The sequence below is a fragment of the Streptomyces venezuelae ATCC 10712 genome (assembly GCF_008639165.1).
Classification (GTDB): Bacteria; Actinomycetota; Actinomycetes; order Streptomycetales; family Streptomycetaceae; genus Streptomyces; species Streptomyces venezuelae.
Window position 1 is genome coordinate 457136 of sequence record NZ_CP029197.1, and the last position, 16822, is coordinate 473957.

A 16822-nucleotide genomic window follows, 5' to 3' on the forward strand; every position below is an offset into this window, starting at 1 on the left:
GGGGCCGAAAACCGGACCGGGGCGACCCGTCGTGCCCGACGGCGGACAGGTCGCGGGGTCCATGGCTGCCACGCTATCGGCGGCCGGATCGCGACGCTTCTCAAATCCTGATCGTCTCCGTACGGATCAGGCCCGCGGGAGGCCTTCCAGGGCCGGCGGGGAGACGGGGCGGGTTCCGGCCACGTACCGCTCGGCGGCGAGGACGGCCTCCCGGGCGGTCCGCTCTCCCATCAGGACGCACAGGGTGTAGGCCGTGTCCTCGAAGCGCCGGCGCGCCGACAGGTCGCACGGCCTGGCAAGCACGGTCCGCTCCTGCGCACGGTAGTGCCGGAGCAGCCGGTCGACCGTGTTCCTGTCGGGCAGCAGCATGGTGTCCTCCTTCGTGAGTCGCTCCATACTCCCGGTCGACGGCCACGCCCGCGACCGACACGGACACGCTGCGTGACGGCTCCGGGCAGAGGTGGGCCCCGGAATGCGGTTCCGCCGCTGATGGCGGAGGGTCGAGAGCATGAACCCGAGCACGATTCAGCGGGTGGTCGTCACCGGCGCCACCGGCAATGTGGGCACGAGTCTGGTGAGGGCCCTGGCGGCCGATCCGGGCGTCGGCTCGGTGCTGGGCCTCGCCCGGCGCCGGCCGGGGCTCGAACTCCCGGGAGTGGAGTGGGCCGAGCTCGACCTCTCCCTGGACCAGGACGCTCCCCGCCTCGCGCGGTACGTCGCCGACGCGGACGCCGTGGTGCACCTGGCCTGGCGGTTCGGACCGACCCGAGACCCGGTGACGACCTGGGAGACCAACGTCCTGGGGGCGGTACGGGTCTTCGACGCGGTCGCGGCGGCCCGGGTGCCGGCGCTGGTGTACGCCTCCTCGGTCGGGGCCTACTCCCCCGGCCCGAAGGGCGGCGCGCCGGTCTCGGAGGCCTGGCCGACGCACGGCTGGCCGGGGGCCGCGTACACCCGGGAGAAGGCCTATCTGGAACGGGTCCTCGACACCTTCGAGCGGGACCATCCGCTGATCCGGGTGGTCCGGATGCGTCCGGTGTTCCTGTTCAAGGAGGAGTCGGCGAGCGAGCAGCGCCGGATCTTCGCGGCGCGCTTCTTCCCCGGGCAGCTGATGCGGCCCGAACTGCTGCCGGTGCTCCCGGAGTTCGACGGGCTGCGCTTCCAGGTGCTGCACACGGAGGACGCGGCCGACGCGTATCGGCGGGCGGTGGTGCGGGACGTCCGGGGCGCGTTCAACCTGGCCGCCGAGCCGGTGCTCGACGGGGCGGCGCTGGGCGAACTGTTCCACGCCCATCCGGTCCGGGTTCCGGCGGGCGCGGTGCGGGGGGCGCTGGCGGCGGCCTGGCGGCTCCGGCTGGTCTCCGCCTCCCCCGGTCTCTTCGACGCCGTGCGGCACATCCCGCTGCTCGCGACCGAGCGGGCCCGCCGGGAGTTGGGGTGGGAACCCTCGCACACCTCCCTGGAGGCCCTGGAGGCCTTCCTGCGCGGCGTCCGCGCGGGCGCGGGCGACGACACGGCTCCCCTGACGGGCCACCGCGTCGGCTGACGCGGGGCGCCGCCGGGTGTCCTCGGTGGGCGCTCAGACCCGCGTGCCGGGCCAGTCGACCAGGCGGATCGCCGCGCCCGCCGCCTCGCGGCCGCGGCAGTGGGCGCGGTGGTGGCGCATGACCGCCTCGATGTCGAGCCGGTGGGCGAACTCGGGGCGCGCGGCGAGGCGTCGGGCGTACTCCCACAGGGCCGGGTATCCGGCGACCCGGTCCATCGCCGCCGCGTCCAGATGCCAGCGGTGGACGGTGTCGAGCTGGACGAGGGTGACCCAGACCTGGACGTCGGCGGCGGTCGGGGCCGTACCGAGCACATAGGGGTGGCGGGCGAGGCGGCGGTCCAGGGAGCCGAGGGCGGCGAAGAGGACGGTGAGCGGGTCGCGGTGGGCGGCCTCGCCGTCGAGACCGAGCTCCCCGGCCCGCTGGGCGGCCCGGTTGACGCTCCGCTCGCACAGGTCGGTGACCGCCTCGATCTCGCCGCGGAGCTCCTCGGGCAGGAGGTCGGGGCCTTCGCCGCGGAAGCGGAGCGCGAGGTCCCGGAGGATGTCGGGGACATGGGTGCTGACGATCCGTCCGGTCCAGCCGTCGCTGAGGACGGGTGCGGCGGCCGGTCCGTCGTACAGGTGCGCGCTCGCCTCGTAGAGCGGGCGGAGGGCGGCGTATCCGCCGTCGGGCCTGTCGGGGGTCTCGGGCAGCACGGTGAGCGGGAGCGTGTCGTCGAGCCCGAGCAGGCTGTGGGTGACGGCGATGCCCAGACAGCCGGGGTCGTACGGGGCGATGTGGAGGCGGTAGCGGTGGGGCACGGCGTAGTGGCCGCTGTGCACGTCGCGGCCGATCCGGCCCCGGAAGGCGGGCGCGGCGGAGGCGGGCAGCAGCGAGGACGGGACGACGGACATGCTTCTCCCTTGGGGGTGCTCGGTGCTGGGTCGGGCGGGCGGCGTCCGCGGCGCGGCGGACGTCGGTGAAGGGGAGGACGACGGTGGGCCGTCGACCCCGGCCGCGGCCGGCGACGGCGATCGGACGGCGACGGCGGTCGGACGGACGCGGTGTCTCAGCCGGTGGACACGAGGGCGGGCGGACCGCTTCGGCGGGGCCCTCGACTCGCCGCGCTGCAGACCCGCAGCAGGTCGATGTGGCGGCGTGAGGTGAGGGACAGGCGGCGCGGGAGGGGTGCGGCGAGTGTGCTGTCCCGCCGACCGCTGCGTCCCATGGTTCCCTACCTGTTCGCTCGGTTTGCCCGCCACCGAGTGTCGGGCCGGTCCCGGACGCCGTCAAGGGTGCGGTACGGGCCGCCTCCGAGAAGCGTGCGGAATAATGCGCGCATGCGCATTTCAGCCAGGGCCGACTACGCGGTGCGTGCCGCCCTCCAGCTCGCCGCCGCCCAGGACGCCGGGCCGCTGAAGGCCGAGGCCATCGCCGAGGATCAGGGCATCTCGCACAAGTTCCTCGAGGGCATCCTCGGCGACATGCGCAAGGGCGGCCTGGTGCAGAGCCAGCGCGGCGGCAACGGCGGCTACTGGCTGGCCAGGCCCGCGGAGTCGATCTCGGTGGCCGAGGTGATCCGCTGCGTGGACGGCCCGCTGGTCTCGGTGCGCGGGGAACGGCCGCCGGACCTCTCGTACACGGGTCCGGCCGAGTCGCTGCTCACGCTGTGGATCGCCCTGCGGGCCGGCGTCCGTGAGGTGCTCGGCGTGTCGCTCGCGGAGGTGGCGGCGGCGCGGCTGCCGGACGGGATCGTCGCGCTCGCGGACGATCCGGAGGCCTGGACCAACCCCTGACGGAAGGGGCCCCGCCGGCCCCGGCAAGAGGAGGGGCAACCGCCCCCGGCCTGCGCCGACTTGACTTCGTCTCATAAAGCAAGACGAGCCTGTCCAACCTGCGGACGCCCCTTGGGGCCTGGCCACCCCCTCTGCCACTATCCCTAGTATTCCAGTGGGGATACTAGGGATCATGTGAGGTGACGTGAGTACGCCGAGGAAACCGCCCGCGCACCGGACCGCCGACGACGAGATCTGGCCCCGTGTCACCCGCGAACTCGCCGACGACCTCGCCGTCGACGCCCTCGTCAGGGACCGGGCCGGCAAGGCGCCGTTCGACGAGGTCGCCCGGCTCCAGGAAGCCGGGCTCCCCGCCCTGCTCACCGCGCCCGGCCCGGACGGGCGCGGCGCCGACTGGCGGGCCGCCTGCGCCGTCATACGGGAGATATCCGCCGCCGACAGCTCCGTGGGCGAACTCCTCGCCCACCACTACGCGCTGTCCTGGAGCAGTCGCTTCTTCGGCCCCGCGCGGGAGCCCGGCGGCGGCCGGCCCGGGCCGGCTCCGGGCACGGTCGGCACCCCCCTCCACGTCCGCGCCGCCGAGGAGCGCTGGCTGCTCGCCGGGGGCATCGAGGCCTCGCGCGCCGAGAGCGGCTCGGGCCTCACGCTCACCCCCGCCGGCTCCGGCGGATGGGTCCTCGACGGCACCCGCGCCTTCACCTCCGCGGTCTCCGTCGCGGACCGGCTCGTCGTCGGCGCCCGCCCCGGCGGCAGCGGCGACCTGCTCGTCGTCCTCGTGGACCCGGCGGGGCCGGGGGTGTTCACGGACAGCGGGCCGGAGCGGGTCGGGCAGCGCCTCGCGGGCGCCGGCACCGTCACCTTCGAGGGGGTCCCGGTGGCTCCCGAGGACGTGCTCGGCGCGCTCCCCCACGACGAGCACGCCGCCGCCCCCTTCACCACCCTCGCCCCGCTCGCGCTGCGGCTGCTCCTGACCGAGGTCGGGCTCGGCATCGCCGAGGGGGCGCTCGCCGAGGCCCGGGACATCAGCCGCGCGGGCCACGCCGGTCCGGCGCGGGCGGCCCGTCCCGCGGGCGCCCCGGACGGCTCCGTACAGTTCGCCACCGGGGACGATCCGTACCTGCTGCTCGCCTACGGGGAGCTGGCGACCACCGCGCACGCCGCCGCCGCCGTGGTGGAACGGGCGACGGACGCCCTGCACCACGGCCTGCTCACGTCCTGGCGGCTCGGCGCGGAGGAACGGGCCGACATCGCCGTCCTGGTCGCGGCGGCCGAGACCGTCACGGGCCACGCGGCCGTGCAGATCACGACCCGCGTCCTGGAACTCGTCGACGGCGAGGCGGGCGCGGACGCCCGGGACGGCGGGCCGGGCTTCGACCGCTTCTGGCGCAACGCCCGGGCGCTCACGGCCCCCACGCAGCCCGCCCACCGGCTCCGCGACATCGGCGACCACTACCTCAACGGCACCCACGCCCGGCTCACCCTGCAGGCCTGACCCCGGCCCGCACCGCACGGCGGGCGGCCGACAGCGGGCCGGAAGGCCGGACGGACCGGCATGTCGGGACGTCCGGCCCTCCTGTTCGGCGGCCGTCGGGCCCAAGCTGGGAGGAGAAGGGCCCGGCGTCCGGCGGGCCCGACACCGCACCCATGGAGGCAGCCTGATGAGTCGTGAGATCGTCGCAGGAGTGGACGGCTCGCCCGAGAGTCTCGCCGCGGCCGACTGGGCCGCCCGCGAGGCCCTGCACCGGGGGCTCCCGCTACGGCTCGCGCACGCCTGGCGCTGGGAGCCGATCGATCTCCCCCTGGTCCAGGACCGCGCGACCCAGGAGCGCGTCGCGGACGAGGTGCTCCGGGAGGCCGAGGCGACGGTCGCCGCCCGGTACCCGGCGCTGACGGTCCGGGCCGAGGTCCTCCGGGATACGCCGGTCGCCGCGCTGCTCGGCACCGAGGAGCGGGCGGAGATGCTCGTCATCGGCTCGCGCGGCCACGGGGCGGTGGCGGGGTTCCTGCTCGGTTCGTACGGTCAGCAGATCATCGCCGGGGCCACCCGCCCCGTGGTGGCCGTCCGCTCCCGCGACGGCGAGCCGGCCGAACCACCCGCGGGACACGTGCTGGTCGGGCAGCTCGGCGGCCCGGAGGACAGCGCCGCCGCCCTGGGTTTCGCCTTCGCGACGGCCGCCGCGCGAGGGGCCGCGCTGCGCGCCGTGCGCGCCTGGAGCCTGCCGGCGCTCTACACCTACAGCCCGGCCTCGATGCGGCTCGCCGACGAGGCCGGCGGGCTCGTCCCGTACGAGGAGAAGGCGCTGCGCGAGGCCCTCGCGCCGTGGCGCGAGCGCTACCCGGAGGTGCCGGTGAGCGAGCACGTCGAACTGGGCAGTGCCGGCCAGGTGCTGCTCTCGGCGTCGGGGCCGGCCCAGCTCCTGGTGGTCGGACGGCGGGCCAAGCGGGGCGCCGTGGGTCCGCGGATCGGCTCCGTGGCGCACGCGGCGCTGCACCTCGCGCCCTGTCCGGTGGCGGTCGTCCCACAGGACTGAAAGGGTTCAGTACGGGTTGACGCGTCAGGTTGACGCGTCGCGTTGACGAGGAGTGTCGGGGTGGCCGGGGCCGGACAGTGTTATCGCCGTCGCCCCGGTGGCTCTCCCAGCGCCGGACCGTCCGGCGACCACGGCGAGAGAGCGGAGCTCCATGCGGCACCACGACCGGCCCGGCCGTCCCGAAGACCCTGAACCCGGCGCGCACCCCGGCGGTTTCGCGCCGGACGCGGCGCCGGAGCCCGCACCGGAGGCGGGCCCGGCGGCGCGGACCGGCGGCCGGCACCGCAAGGGCGGCGTCCTCCGCCCGCGCCGGCCCTCGTTCCGTACCGCCGTCACCCTGGCCGGGGCCGCGGCCGCCCTCCTCACGGTCACCACGGGGATGTACGTGGCCACCGTCAGCGGGAGTGTCACGGCGGCCGCGCCCGGGGCCGTACGGGGAACGGCGCCCGGCCTCCCGACGGCACCCCCGTCCGCGCCCACGCCCTCCCCGCTCCGCAAGACCCCGGCGACGCCGGCGGTGGACCGCGAACAGGCGCCCGCGCAGCCCCGGGAGCAGCTGGCGGGATACGAGCGGCACGGCGTGGCCCCCGGCGCCGCCCCGCCCGCGGGGACGAAGGCCGCCGTGACGCCCGCGGGGAAGGCCGCGCGGTACGTCCAGGACGTCGTGGCCCTCGCCAACGCCGAGCGGGAGAAGGCCGGTTGCGCACCGCTGCGCTCCGAGAGCCATCTGCGGACCGCCGCGCAGGGCCACGCCGACGACATGTCCGCGCGGGACTACTACCAGCACGACAATCCGGAGGGCCGTGACGCGGGCGACCGGATCACCGGCGCCGGGTACACGTGGTCGACCTGGGGGGAGAACATCCACCGGGGGCCGAAGACCCCGGCCCGGGCGATGGAGGACTGGATGGACAGCCCCGGCCACCGGGCGAACATCCTCAACTGCGCCTTCAAGGACATCGGCGTCGGCGTGAACCTCACCGCCAACGGCCCCTGGTGGGTGCAGGACTTCGGCGCGAGACGCTGAGCCGCTGCCCGAAGAGCCCGCCGTCAGGAGGCGGGCGCGGCCAGCTTCTGCACCCAGACGCGGCCGCCGGGGCCGGGCGCCGAGGCGACTCCGGTGTCCCGGTAGCGGCAGTCGAGCATGTTCCGCTCGTGCATCGACCCGTCGGTCCAGTCGTCGACGACCCCCGCCGGGTCGGCCGTACCCCGGTCGAGGTTCTCCGCCCAGGCGCTCCACGCGTAGCCCGCGGCCGTGATCCGCGCGTCCGCGTACTCGCCCTCGGGGCTCGCGTGCCCGAAGTAGCCGCGGGCGACCATGTCGCGGGCGTAGCCGCGGGCCGCCTCGGTGAGGCGGGGGTCGATCCGCAGCGGGGCGCAACCCGCCTTCGCCCGCAGCTGGTTGACGAGTCCGGTGACCCGTTCCTCGGCGGCCGGGGTGGGCGTGGGCGCCGGGCGGGTGGTGCGCCGGGGCGTCGGGGACGCCGTCGCGGGGGTGGGAGAGGCGGTGGTGACCGCCGGGGCCGGGGTGGCGGTCGTCGGGGCGGGTGCGGCCGCCGGCCTGTCCGGCGCCACGCGCGCGTGCGGCTGCTCCTGGGGTACGAGGAGGGCGACCGCGCCGAGGACCGCGACGGCGGCGGCCCCGGCGACCCCGACGCGCCGGAGCGGTGTCCAGCGGGAGACGGTCCCGTAGCCGACGGACTCGGTGGTGTGACCGTGCGCGGCGGTGATCGCGAGCGGCGGTACGAGGCCGATGCCGACGAGGAGGCCCTCAACGGGGGCGAGGCCGCTGCGGCCGTTGACGCGGGCGGTGCAGGTGTCGCAGCCGCGCAGATGGCGGGCGACGCGCTTGCGCCAGAGCGGGGAGGGGCGGCCGTCCCAGGTGGTGACGGTCTCCGCGAGGTCCTGGCAGCGGGGGACGGCGTCCAGGGCGCGGACGACGGCCCGGCCGGTCTCCAGGCGTTCCTTCATCCGCTGGACGCGGACGGCGGCGTGCTGCGGGGAGAGCCCGCCCAGGCCCTCGGCGAGTTCGGCGCGGGTGAGTTCCCCCGCGGCCTCCAGCCACCACAGGGCGAGCAGTTCGCGGTCGTCCTCGTCGAGCCAGCGGGTGGCGCGGGCCACGTCGCGGCGCTGTCCGGAGAGGCCGAGCCTGAGGATGGTGACCTCGGTGAAGTCGCCGGCGGCCGGGTCGGCGAGGTCGGCGGCCCGGTCGAGGCCGGGCACGGGTGCCTGCTGGCGTTCGCGCCAGCGGCGCCGTATGCCGTTCATGGCGATGGCGACGAGCCAGGACCGGAAGCGGTCCGGGTCGCGGAGGCCGGTCAGGCCGTCGAGGGCGCGGACCATCGTCTCCTGGACGATGTCGTCGGTGTCGGCGTGGCCGTCGAGGGCCCGGCCGACGATGTTGTGGACGAGGGGCAGGTAGGCGCGTACCAGTGCGTCCCTGGCCTCCGCGTCACCGGCCCTGGCCGCCTCCACCAGCGCGGTGGTGCGGCGCTCGTCGCTGTGCATGGATCTGCTCCCTCATCCCTGGTCCGGGTCACCCGTCGTTCGGAGACCCGTGGGCGCGGGAGGGATAACACTTTATCCGGGTGATCGACGATCGGCGCCGGTCACGGTCACGGTCGGGGTCCGGCTCACGGTTCCGGTTCCGGTTCCGGTCCGGGTCCGGGTCCGAGTCCGGGTCCGGTCAGTTCCGGTTTCCGGTTCCGGTCACACGCCGGCGACCCGGTCCGGCCACACGGTAGCGGTCCGGCGGTGGTGGTCAGACCGGTGGTACGGGCAGGGACGGGACCGTGGCCCTGTTCCCCTCCCGGACGGCTGCCACGACGGCGTCGTGCAGATCGCGGCTCTCCTCCTCCGACTCGCACGGAACGGGACTGCCCGACATGGTGAACCAGTCGGACGCGCCGCTGTACTGCACGGCCACACGTGCTTCCCGCTCCACCCGGGTCCAGGTCGTGTGCACGGTCAGATCGCCCGTCACGACCCCGCCCTCGACGGTCAGCACCCCACCTCGCCCGGTGTAGACACCGGCGGTCGTCCAAGATGCCCAGCTCATCCATCCAGGTTCACACCCGGACGGCGGATGCGCCACCGACGGGACCGCCCCGGTCGGAAGAGTTCCGTCCGGGGCGGTACGCGCGGGGCGACCGGGTCAGGCGAGGGAGGCGACGGCCTCGTTGAAGGTGGCCGAGGGGCGCATCACGGCCGCGGCCTTGGCCGGGTCGGGCTGGTAGTAGCCGCCGATCTCGGCCGGGGAGCCCTGGACGGCGACGAGCTCGTCGACGATCTTCTGCTCGTTGGTCGAGAGGGTCTCGGCCAGCGGCGCGAAGGCCTTGGCGAGCTCCGCGTCCTCGGTCTGGGCGGCCAGCTCCTGGGCCCAGTACAGGGCCAGGTAGAAGTGGCTGCCGCGGTTGTCGATACCACCGAGGCGGCGGGTCGGCGACTTGTCCTCGTTGAGGAAGGTGCCGGTGGCGCGGTCGAGGGTGTCGGCGAGGACCTGGGCGCGGGAGTTGCCCGTGGAGGTCGCGAGGTGCTCGAAGCTGGCGGCCAGGGCGAAGAACTCGCCGAGGCTGTCCCAGCGGAGGTAGTTCTCCTTGACGAGCTGCTGGACGTGCTTCGGGGCGGAGCCGCCGGCGCCGGTCTCGAAGAGGCCGCCGCCCGCCATCAGCGGGACGACCGACAGCATCTTGGCGCTGGTGCCCAGCTCCAGGATGGGGAAGAGGTCGGTCAGGTAGTCGCGGAGGACGTTGCCGGTGACGGAGATGGTGTCCTCGCCGCGGCGGATGCGCTCCAGGGAGAACTTGGTGGCCTCGACCGGGGACAGGACGCGGATGTCCAGGCCCTCGGTGTCGTGCTGCGGGAGGTACTCGTTGACCTTGGCGATCAGCTGGGCGTCGTGGGCGCGGTTCTCGTCCAGCCAGAAGACGGCCGGGGCGCCGGTGGCGCGGGCGCGGGTGACGGCGAGCTTGACCCAGTCCTGGATGGGCAGGTCCTTGGTCTGGCAGGCGCGGAAGATGTCGCCCTCGGCGACCTCCTGCTCCAGGAGGGCGGTGCCCTCGGAGTCGACGAGGCGGACGGTGCCGGCCTGCGCCATCTCGAAGGTCTTGTCGTGGGAGCCGTACTCCTCGGCCTTCTGCGCCATGAGGCCGACGTTCGGGACGGAGCCCATGGTCGACGGGTCGAAGGCGCCGTGGGCGCGGCAGTCGTCGATGACGGCCTGGTACACGCCGGAGTAGCTGTGGTCCGGGAGGACGGCGAGGGTGTCGGCCTCCTGGCCGTCCGGGCCCCACATGTGGCCGGAGGTGCGGATCATGGCCGGCATCGAGGCGTCGACGATGACGTCGGACGGCACGTGCAGGTTGGTGATGCCCTTGTCCGAGTCGACCATCGCGAGGGCGGGGCCCGCGGCGAGCTCGGCCTCGAAGGAGGCCTTGATCTCGGCGCCGAGGCCGTGCGGGATGGCGTCGAGGCCGCCCAGGACGGTGCCGAGGCCGTCGTTCGGGGAGAGGCCGGCGCCGGCGAGCACCTCGCCGTACTTGGCGAAGGTGGCCGGGAAGAAGGCGCGGACGACGTGTCCGAAGACGATCGGGTCGGAGACCTTCATCATCGTGGCCTTGAGGTGCACGGAGAAGAGCACGTTCTCGGCCTTGGCGCGGGCGACCTGCTCGCCGAGGAAGGTGCGCAGGGCGGCGGCGCGCATGACGGCGGCGTCGACGACCTCGCCGGCGATGACCTTCAGCGGCTGGCGGAGCTCGCTGGTGGTGCCGTCGGCGGCGGTGAACTCGAAGCGCAGGGTGTCGTCCTTGGCGATGACGACGGACTTCTCGGTGGAGGCGAAGTCGTTCTCGCTCATGGTGGCGACGTTGGTCTTGGACTCGGGGGTCCAGGCGCCCATGCGGTGGGGGTGGTTCTTGGCGTAGTTCTTCACCGAGCCGGGCGCGCGGCGGTCGGAGTTGCCCTCGCGCAGGACGGGGTTGACGGCCGAGCCCTTGATCTTGTCGTAGCGGGCGCGGACGTCCTTGTCCTGCTCCGTGCGCGGGTCGTCCGGGTAGTCCGGGAGGGCGTAGCCCTGCGCCTGGAGCTCGGCGATCGCGGCCTTGAGCTGCGGGATGGAGGCCGAGACGTTCGGCAGCTTGATGATGTTGGCGCCGGGGGTCTTGGCCAGGTCGCCGAGCTCGGAGAGGGCGTCGGGGATGCGCTGGCCCTCCTCGAGGAACTCGGGGAAGACGGCGATGATGCGGCCGGCGAGGGAGATGTCCCGCGTCTCGACCGTGACGCCGGCCTGCGAGGCATACGCCTGGATCACGGGCAGGAACGAGTACGTCGCCAGGGCAGGCGCCTCGTCAGTGTGGGTGTAGATGATGGTCGAGTCAGTCACCGGGTGCTCCGCTCCACGTCTGCGTATGCGAGATTGCTCGACATCAAGATATCTCGTGATCGAGGTCCTCGGTAAAGGGGCCCACGACCTGATCGTCCCCGGGCACTCCGGCGGCCTCCACGAACGGCCCGCCGAGCCGGTACGCGGCGGGGGCGCCGTCCACGTCGACGCGGCGGAGCAGGCCGAGCAGGAGCAGGGCGGCGGCGGCCGTGACGCCCGCGGCGAGGGCCTGGCCGCAGCGGTGGGCGAGCCGGAGCTCGGCCGGGTCGTAGGGGGCGGCGGCGGGCAGGGCGAGGGTGTCGCCGAGGAGCCAGAGGCCCGCGCCGAGGCCCGCCACGGCGAGCAGGGCGAGCGGCACGGTCGCCGGGAGGCCGGGGAGGGCGGGCCCGCGGCGGGGGCCGGGACGGACCCTGCCCTTGCGGGCGAGGAAGGCGAGGAGGCCGCAGAAGACGGCCAGGACCAGCAGGGCGGCGGCGATCACGTCGCCGGGCCGGTGCTGTCCGGCGGCGATGGTGTACGCGCCGACGGCGGCGGCCCAGAGCGCGGCGGAGCCGACGGCGATGCTCCGCAGCCGGTACGGGACGACGAGGACCAGTCCGAAGGCGATGCCCAGGGCGAGGGTGGTCTGGGCGCTGGGGAAGCCGCTCGGGAGGAGGCCGCCCGCGTCGGCGAGCCGGGGGCGGGGCGCGTACCGCTGGAGGAGTCCGGTGAGGGCGAGGGCGGTGACGACCGTGCCGGCGGCGATGCCGGTGAGGGCGTACCGCTTGCGTATCAGGCCGACGGCGAGGAGCAGGACGGAGCCGGCGACCAGGGAGCCGGTGGTGAGTCCGGCGAGCGAGGGGTGCTCGCGGAGCAGGGTGGCGGCCGCGGTGTCGGCACGGCGGCCGGTCAGCGCGGCGTCGCTCCAGCGGCGGCCGGTGGCGGTGAGCACGAGGCCGGCGTAGGTGAGGGTGAGCAGGAGTACGGCCCCGAGGCTGCCGCGTCGGGTCCGGGTGCGGACACGGGTGCTGAACGATCCGGCGGCCTCACCTGCCACGGCGGCGTACCACCAGGTGTCACCGGTCTCCAGCGGCCTGGGGGAGCCGCCCGCGCGGGGCCTGTCGTAGGAAGCCATGCCCCGATTCGAACCCACGCGCGGCAGCGGCGCCCGCTGGACTCACCCGAACGACATGCGGCGGGGTCCGGGGGTGGCCGCTCAGCGGTTCTCGCGCGAGAGCTGGGCGGCGACGGCGAGGATCAGCCCGCAGAGCAGGGCGAGCAGGGTGACGATCCCCGCGGCGTGGCGCGCTTCGCGGTCCCCGAGGAGGTATCCGGCGGTCTGGGCCGCGAAGGCCGCGGCCAGTACGAGCTGCGCCCAGCCGAAGAGCCGGGGGCGCTGGACGCGCCGCCGCTGGAACGGCGGGATCCAGCCGGTCCGGAGCGCCGCCGTCCCGCCGGCCGCGAACAGGACCGCGAGCGCGCTCGGCACGATCAGATACCACTGCATGGGCCACCCCCGGGGCTTCCCGCACGGTGCCGGAAGTCGGCGCGATCATGCCACAGTGAGGGGGCGGGGCGGTGTGCGGTCGCGGCGCCGGGTCCCGTACAGCGTGAACGCCGTGTTCACCAGGGCGACGTGGCTGAGCGCCTGCGGCATGTTGCCGAGCTGGCGGCCGGCCACCGGGTCCCACTCCTCGGCGAGCAGGCCGACGTCGTTGCGGATGTCGAGGACCCGCTCGAAGACGGTCCGGGCCTCGTCGGGGCGCCCAGTGACGGCCAGCGCGTCGGCGTACCAGAACGTGCAGGCGACGAAGGCCCCTTCGGCGCCGCCGAGGTCGTCCAGCTGGTGCGTCCCGCCGTCGCGCGCGTCGCCGTAGCGGCGCAGGAAGCCGTGGTCGTCGAGCCGTTCCATCGCCCGTACGGTGCCGAGGACGCGGGGGTCGTGGGGCGGCAGGAAGCCGAGGCGGGGGATCAACAGGGCGGTGGCGTCGATCTGATGGCTGCCGTAGGACTGGGTGAAGGACCGCTGCTCGTCGCTCCAGCCGCGCGCGCAGACCTCCGCGCGCACCTCCTGGCGCAGGGCCTGCCACTGGCGGAGGGAGCCGCGGAGTCCGGCGACGCGGGCGAGGCGGACGGCCCGGTCGGCGGCGACCCAGGCCATGACCTTGGAGTGGACGAAGTGGCGGCGTGGGCCCCGGACTTCCCAGATCCCCTCGTCCGGTTCCCGCCAGCGTTTGGCGAGGTACTCCAGGAGCGAGGCGACCAGGGCCCACGCGGACGCGTCGAGGGCGACTCCGGCCCGGACGGCCGAGTACACCGTGTTGAGGACCTCGCCGTAGATGTCGAGCTGGAACTGGTCGACGGCGGCGTTGCCGAATCTGACGGGCCGTGAGTTCTCGTAGCCGGGCAGCCAGTCGGCCAGGGTCTCGGGGAGCCGGCGCTGGCCCTCGACCCCGTACAGCGGCTGGAGGTCGGCGGGATCGCCGGCGATCGCGCGGACCAGCCAGTCGTTCCAGGCGAGTGCCTCCCGGCGGTAGCCGCCGCGGAGCAGGCAGGAGAGGGTGAAGGTGGAGTCGCGGAGCCAGCAGAAGCGGTAGTCCCAGTTGCGCTGCCCCCCGACGGTCTCGGGGAGGGAGGCGGTGGCCGCGGCGACGACGCCGCCGGTGGGGGCGTGGGTGAGCGCCTTGAGGGTGAGCAGGGAGCGCATCACGGCTTCGCGGGCGGGGCCCTCGTAGCGGAGCGCGGCGGCCCAGTCGGTCCAGAAGGCGAGGGTACGGGTGAGGGCGGCGTCGATGCCGGCGGGCGAGGCGGCGGGGGGCGCGGGGGCGTGCGAGGGGCGCCAGCCGAGGACGAAGGCGAGCCGCCGGCCGGCGGTGACGGTGAACTCGACGGTGGCGCGGTCCGGGGTGACGCGGGGTTCGACGCCCGGCGGGCTGGCGAGGTAGGCGGCGTCGGGTCCGGCGACCCAGGCGACGGTGCGGCGGTCCAGCGAGCGGGTCCAGGGCACGATGCTGCCGTGGTGGAAGCGGACCCTCAACTCGCCGCGCATGTCGACGCGTCCGGCGATGCCCTCGACCACGCGGACGATCCGCGGGGCTTCTTCGCGCGGCGAGCGCGGCGGCATGAAGTCGGTGATCCGCACGGTGCCGCCGAGGGACTCCCAGACGGTGTCGAGGACGAGCGTGTCGCCCCGGTAACTCCGGCGGGTGCAGCGGGTTTCGCCGGCGGGGGCGAGGAGCCAGCGGCCGTGCTCCGGGTCGCCGAGGAGGGCGGCGAGGCAGGCGGGCGAGTCGAAGCGGGGGGCGCACCACCAGTCGACGGACCCGTCGGTCCCGACGAGCGCCGCCGTCTCCAGGTCACCGACGAGGGCGTAGTCCTCAATTCGCCCTGCCATGACGGGATTGTATGCCCGTTGGAATGCGGCCGCAGAAGGGGCGGCCGGGCATGACTTCTTGGTCCCGCGCATATCTTTTCGGATTTCTTGACGGCATCGCCTCCGGCGCAGGATTCTGAGGAACGCGGGATTTCCGCGCGGAAGGCCGAACCGATGAGTAGCGATTCGCATCCCCGGCGCCGTTCGACCGACCGCGCACCGGGTTCCGGCACACGGTCGGTGAGTCTGGTGCTCACGGTCCGCCCCGGCGACGGGGACCCGCGACCGGTGCTCGACCGGCTCCTCGACCAAGTGCCGTCCGGCGTGGGCGATGTGGTCCTGGTCGGCGGCACGACCGGGAGCGGCCGTTCGCGTGCGGGGCTCGGCGCGGGGCCCGCGGTGCGCGAGATCGGGACCTGGGACGCCTCCCGGGGTGACGTGCCGCATGCCGGGCTGCTCGCAGCGACCGGGGATCTGGTCGTCCTGATGAATGCCGACGGCAGCATGTCGCCGCACGAGATCCCGCACTATCTGCACTATCTCGACAGCGGTTTCGACTTCGTCAAGGGATCACGCTTCATCGCGGGCGGGGATTTCGCCGACTATCCGCTCTCGCGGCGGCTCGGGCACCGGGCGCTGCTGCGGGTCGCGCGCCAGGTGTACGGCCAGCACCTCACCGATCTCTGGTACGGGTTCTGCGCGTTCCGGCGTTCTTTCGTGGACCTGCTCGACCTGCGCGAGGACGGGGTGGAGCTGGGCGCCGAACTGGTCACGCACGCGCTGCACTACGGGCTGCGGGTGGCCGAGGTGCCCAGTCTCGAACTGCCGCGTCCGCACGGACCGTCGCATCCGCGCACGGTCCGCGACGGTGCGCGGATCCTCGGCACGCTGCTCGACGAGCGGCCGCACAACGCCCTGTCGCGGCTGGCGCACCGGCGGCGCGGGCGCGGCGCGCGTCGGTCCTTCCACCGGGCTTCCGGTTGACGAACCACCCGAAAAGATGCTAACGCTGAGGAAAGCATCATTTCAGGACAGAACAGACCCTGAGTGCACACCCTCGGCAGGGTCGGTTGCCGGAAGAGGCTCGTCGTGACCTCCACTGCCCACAGCCGAACGCCGGCGGCGTCCGTGGCGCACCCGCTGCGCCGGACGACCGACTGGCCCCTCGCCGACGCCCGGCGCCACACGCCGCGCCGCCCGGCCCACCGCCCCACCGCCCACCCGGCGCGCCGGGCGTCCGACCGGCTCACCGCCGCCGCCCCGCCGCCCCGGAGCCGGGCCTGCCGGCCTCGTGGCGCGGCCCGCAGGCGACGCGCCCGTACGGCACACCGCCGCACCGCCCGGCCGGGCCGCCGCTCCGACGGACCAGCCGGTCCGGCCGGACCACCGCCCGCCGGAGCCGCTGAGCAGCGACCGACCCCCGCACCGATCCGCCGCGCGCCCGTGCGCCCCGCGCCCCGCGCCTTCCCCCGAGGAGGCGAGGCGTGATGACCACCGCACGCGCGCACGCACCGCTCCCCCGCCGGCTCGTCCGCCCGCCGGTGGAACTGGAACTCCTGATCCCCGCCTACAACGAGCAGCGCCGGCTCCCGTCGACGGTGGCCGCCACCGTCGCCTTCCTCACCGAGCGCCCCTGGTCGTCCGCGGTCGTCGTGGTCGACAACAACAGCGCCGACGGCACCCTCGACGTCCTGGAACGCTTCGCCGACTCCCCCGTCCCGGTGCACGCCATCGGCTGCAGCGACCAGGGCAAGGGCGCCGCGGTCCGGCGCGGGATCGAGACCTCGTCGGCCCGGTACATCGGCTTCGCCGACGCCGACAACGCCACCCCCGTCGAGACCCTCGACCGGGTGATGGCCCTGCTGCGGGCGGGCCACGGCGCCGTCATCGCCTCGCGCCACGCCCCCGGGGCGCGCCTCGCCGTGGAGCAGTCGGCGCTGCGGCGCGGCGGCGGGCTGCTGTTCCGCACGCTCGCGCACCTGTCGCTGCCCGGGGTGGCGGACACCCAGTGCGGGTTCAAGTTCTTCGACGGTCCCCTGGCCCACGCGATCGTGCGGGACTGCCGCGTCGACGGCTTCGCCTTCGACGTGGAGCTGCTCGCCCATGTGGTGCGGGCCGGGCGGGACGTCGTGGAGGTGCCGGTGGTCTGGCACGACGTCCCCGGTTCGACCTTCTCGGCCCGGCGCGACGGACTGCGCTCGATGGCCGACCTCCTGCGGATCTCCCTGGCCAGGTGA

16 protein-coding genes are annotated in these 16822 nt (G+C 74.7%); 8 read left to right on the forward strand and 8 right to left on the reverse strand.

Going from position 1 to position 16822, the window contains the following annotated elements; all coding sequences use genetic code 11:
- Nucleotides 1–126: 126 nt before the first annotated feature.
- On the reverse strand, nucleotides 127–369 hold the full coding sequence (locus DEJ43_RS02055; RefSeq protein ID WP_015031633.1) for a DUF5133 domain-containing protein: 243 nt from the start codon (nucleotides 367–369) through the stop codon (nucleotides 127–129).
- Between the two features lie 139 nt (nucleotides 370–508).
- Here DEJ43_RS02055 and DEJ43_RS02060 point away from each other — a divergent pair, with 139 nt between their 5' ends.
- On the forward strand, nucleotides 509–1546 hold the full coding sequence (locus tag DEJ43_RS02060) for an NAD-dependent epimerase/dehydratase family protein (protein ID WP_015031634.1): 1038 nt from the start codon (nucleotides 509–511) through the stop codon (nucleotides 1544–1546).
- 33 nt (nucleotides 1547–1579) lie between these two features.
- Here DEJ43_RS02060 and DEJ43_RS02065 read toward each other — a convergent pair whose 3' ends face one another.
- The gene (locus DEJ43_RS02065; protein ID WP_015031635.1) at nucleotides 1580–2440 is read right to left on the reverse strand and encodes a glutathione S-transferase C-terminal domain-containing protein; all 861 of its coding nucleotides are present in this window, start codon (nucleotides 2438–2440) and stop codon (nucleotides 1580–1582) included.
- A 426-nt stretch (nucleotides 2441–2866) separates the two neighbouring features.
- Between DEJ43_RS02065 and DEJ43_RS02070 the strand changes: the two genes are divergently transcribed.
- From DEJ43_RS02070 to DEJ43_RS37950, 4 genes are all read left to right on the forward strand, one after another.
- Complete coding sequence (locus DEJ43_RS02070) at nucleotides 2867–3322, forward strand: RrF2 family transcriptional regulator (protein ID WP_015031636.1); 456 nt, start codon at nucleotides 2867–2869, stop codon at nucleotides 3320–3322.
- A 184-nt stretch (nucleotides 3323–3506) separates the two neighbouring features.
- Nucleotides 3507–4814, forward strand: a complete 1308-nt coding sequence (locus DEJ43_RS02075; RefSeq protein ID WP_015031637.1) for an acyl-CoA dehydrogenase family protein — start codon at nucleotides 3507–3509, stop codon at nucleotides 4812–4814.
- 166 nt (nucleotides 4815–4980) lie between these two features.
- Nucleotides 4981–5853: a universal stress protein gene (locus tag DEJ43_RS02080; RefSeq protein ID WP_015031638.1), complete on the forward strand. Its 873-nt coding sequence runs from the start codon at nucleotides 4981–4983 to the stop codon at nucleotides 5851–5853.
- Nucleotides 5854–6004: 151 nt separating this feature from the next.
- Nucleotides 6005–6880 carry a CAP domain-containing protein gene (locus tag DEJ43_RS37950; protein ID WP_051025812.1) on the forward strand — a complete coding sequence of 292 codons (876 nt, stop codon included), beginning with the start codon at nucleotides 6005–6007 and terminating at the stop codon, nucleotides 6878–6880.
- A gap of 23 nt (nucleotides 6881–6903) precedes the next feature.
- On the opposite strand, the gene DEJ43_RS02090 is transcribed toward DEJ43_RS37950, so the two are convergent.
- The 6 genes from DEJ43_RS02090 to DEJ43_RS02115 all read right to left on the reverse strand — a co-directional run bounded on the left by DEJ43_RS02090 (nucleotide 6904) and on the right by DEJ43_RS02115 (nucleotide 14606).
- Nucleotides 6904–8361 (reverse strand): sigma-70 family RNA polymerase sigma factor, encoded by a 1458-nt coding sequence (locus tag DEJ43_RS02090; protein WP_015031640.1) that lies wholly within the window; start codon nucleotides 8359–8361, stop codon nucleotides 6904–6906.
- A 253-nt stretch (nucleotides 8362–8614) separates the two neighbouring features.
- Entirely contained in the window at nucleotides 8615–8911 is a 297-nt protein-coding gene (locus tag DEJ43_RS02095) for a hypothetical protein (protein WP_041661974.1), read from the reverse strand.
- Between the two features lie 96 nt (nucleotides 8912–9007).
- Nucleotides 9008–11233, reverse strand: coding sequence for an NADP-dependent isocitrate dehydrogenase (locus tag DEJ43_RS02100; RefSeq protein ID WP_015031642.1), 2226 nt, complete (start codon nucleotides 11231–11233; stop codon nucleotides 9008–9010).
- Nucleotides 11234–11276: 43 nt separating this feature from the next.
- A complete protein-coding gene (locus DEJ43_RS02105) occupies nucleotides 11277–12347 on the reverse strand; it encodes a phosphatase PAP2 family protein (protein ID WP_015031643.1) in 1071 nt (356 codons plus the stop codon).
- An 81-nt stretch (nucleotides 12348–12428) separates the two neighbouring features.
- Complete coding sequence (locus DEJ43_RS02110; RefSeq protein WP_015031644.1) at nucleotides 12429–12719, reverse strand: hypothetical protein; 291 nt, start codon at nucleotides 12717–12719, stop codon at nucleotides 12429–12431.
- Nucleotides 12720–12764: 45 nt separating this feature from the next.
- A complete protein-coding gene (locus DEJ43_RS02115) occupies nucleotides 12765–14606 on the reverse strand; it encodes a glycoside hydrolase family 15 protein (RefSeq protein ID WP_015031645.1) in 1842 nt (613 codons plus the stop codon).
- Between the two features lie 219 nt (nucleotides 14607–14825).
- On the opposite strand from DEJ43_RS02115, the gene DEJ43_RS02120 reads away from it, so the two are divergent.
- From DEJ43_RS02120 to DEJ43_RS02130, 3 genes are all read left to right on the forward strand, one after another.
- Nucleotides 14826–15569, forward strand: coding sequence for a glycosyltransferase family 2 protein (locus DEJ43_RS02120; RefSeq protein ID WP_106433669.1), 744 nt, complete (start codon nucleotides 14826–14828; stop codon nucleotides 15567–15569).
- Between the two features lie 105 nt (nucleotides 15570–15674).
- On the forward strand, nucleotides 15675–16073 hold the full coding sequence (locus DEJ43_RS02125) for a hypothetical protein (protein WP_015031647.1): 399 nt from the start codon (nucleotides 15675–15677) through the stop codon (nucleotides 16071–16073).
- Nucleotides 16073–16822: a glycosyltransferase gene (locus tag DEJ43_RS02130; protein ID WP_015031648.1), complete on the forward strand. Its 750-nt coding sequence runs from the start codon at nucleotides 16073–16075 to the stop codon at nucleotides 16820–16822. Before DEJ43_RS02125 ends, DEJ43_RS02130 begins: the two co-directional genes overlap by 1 nt.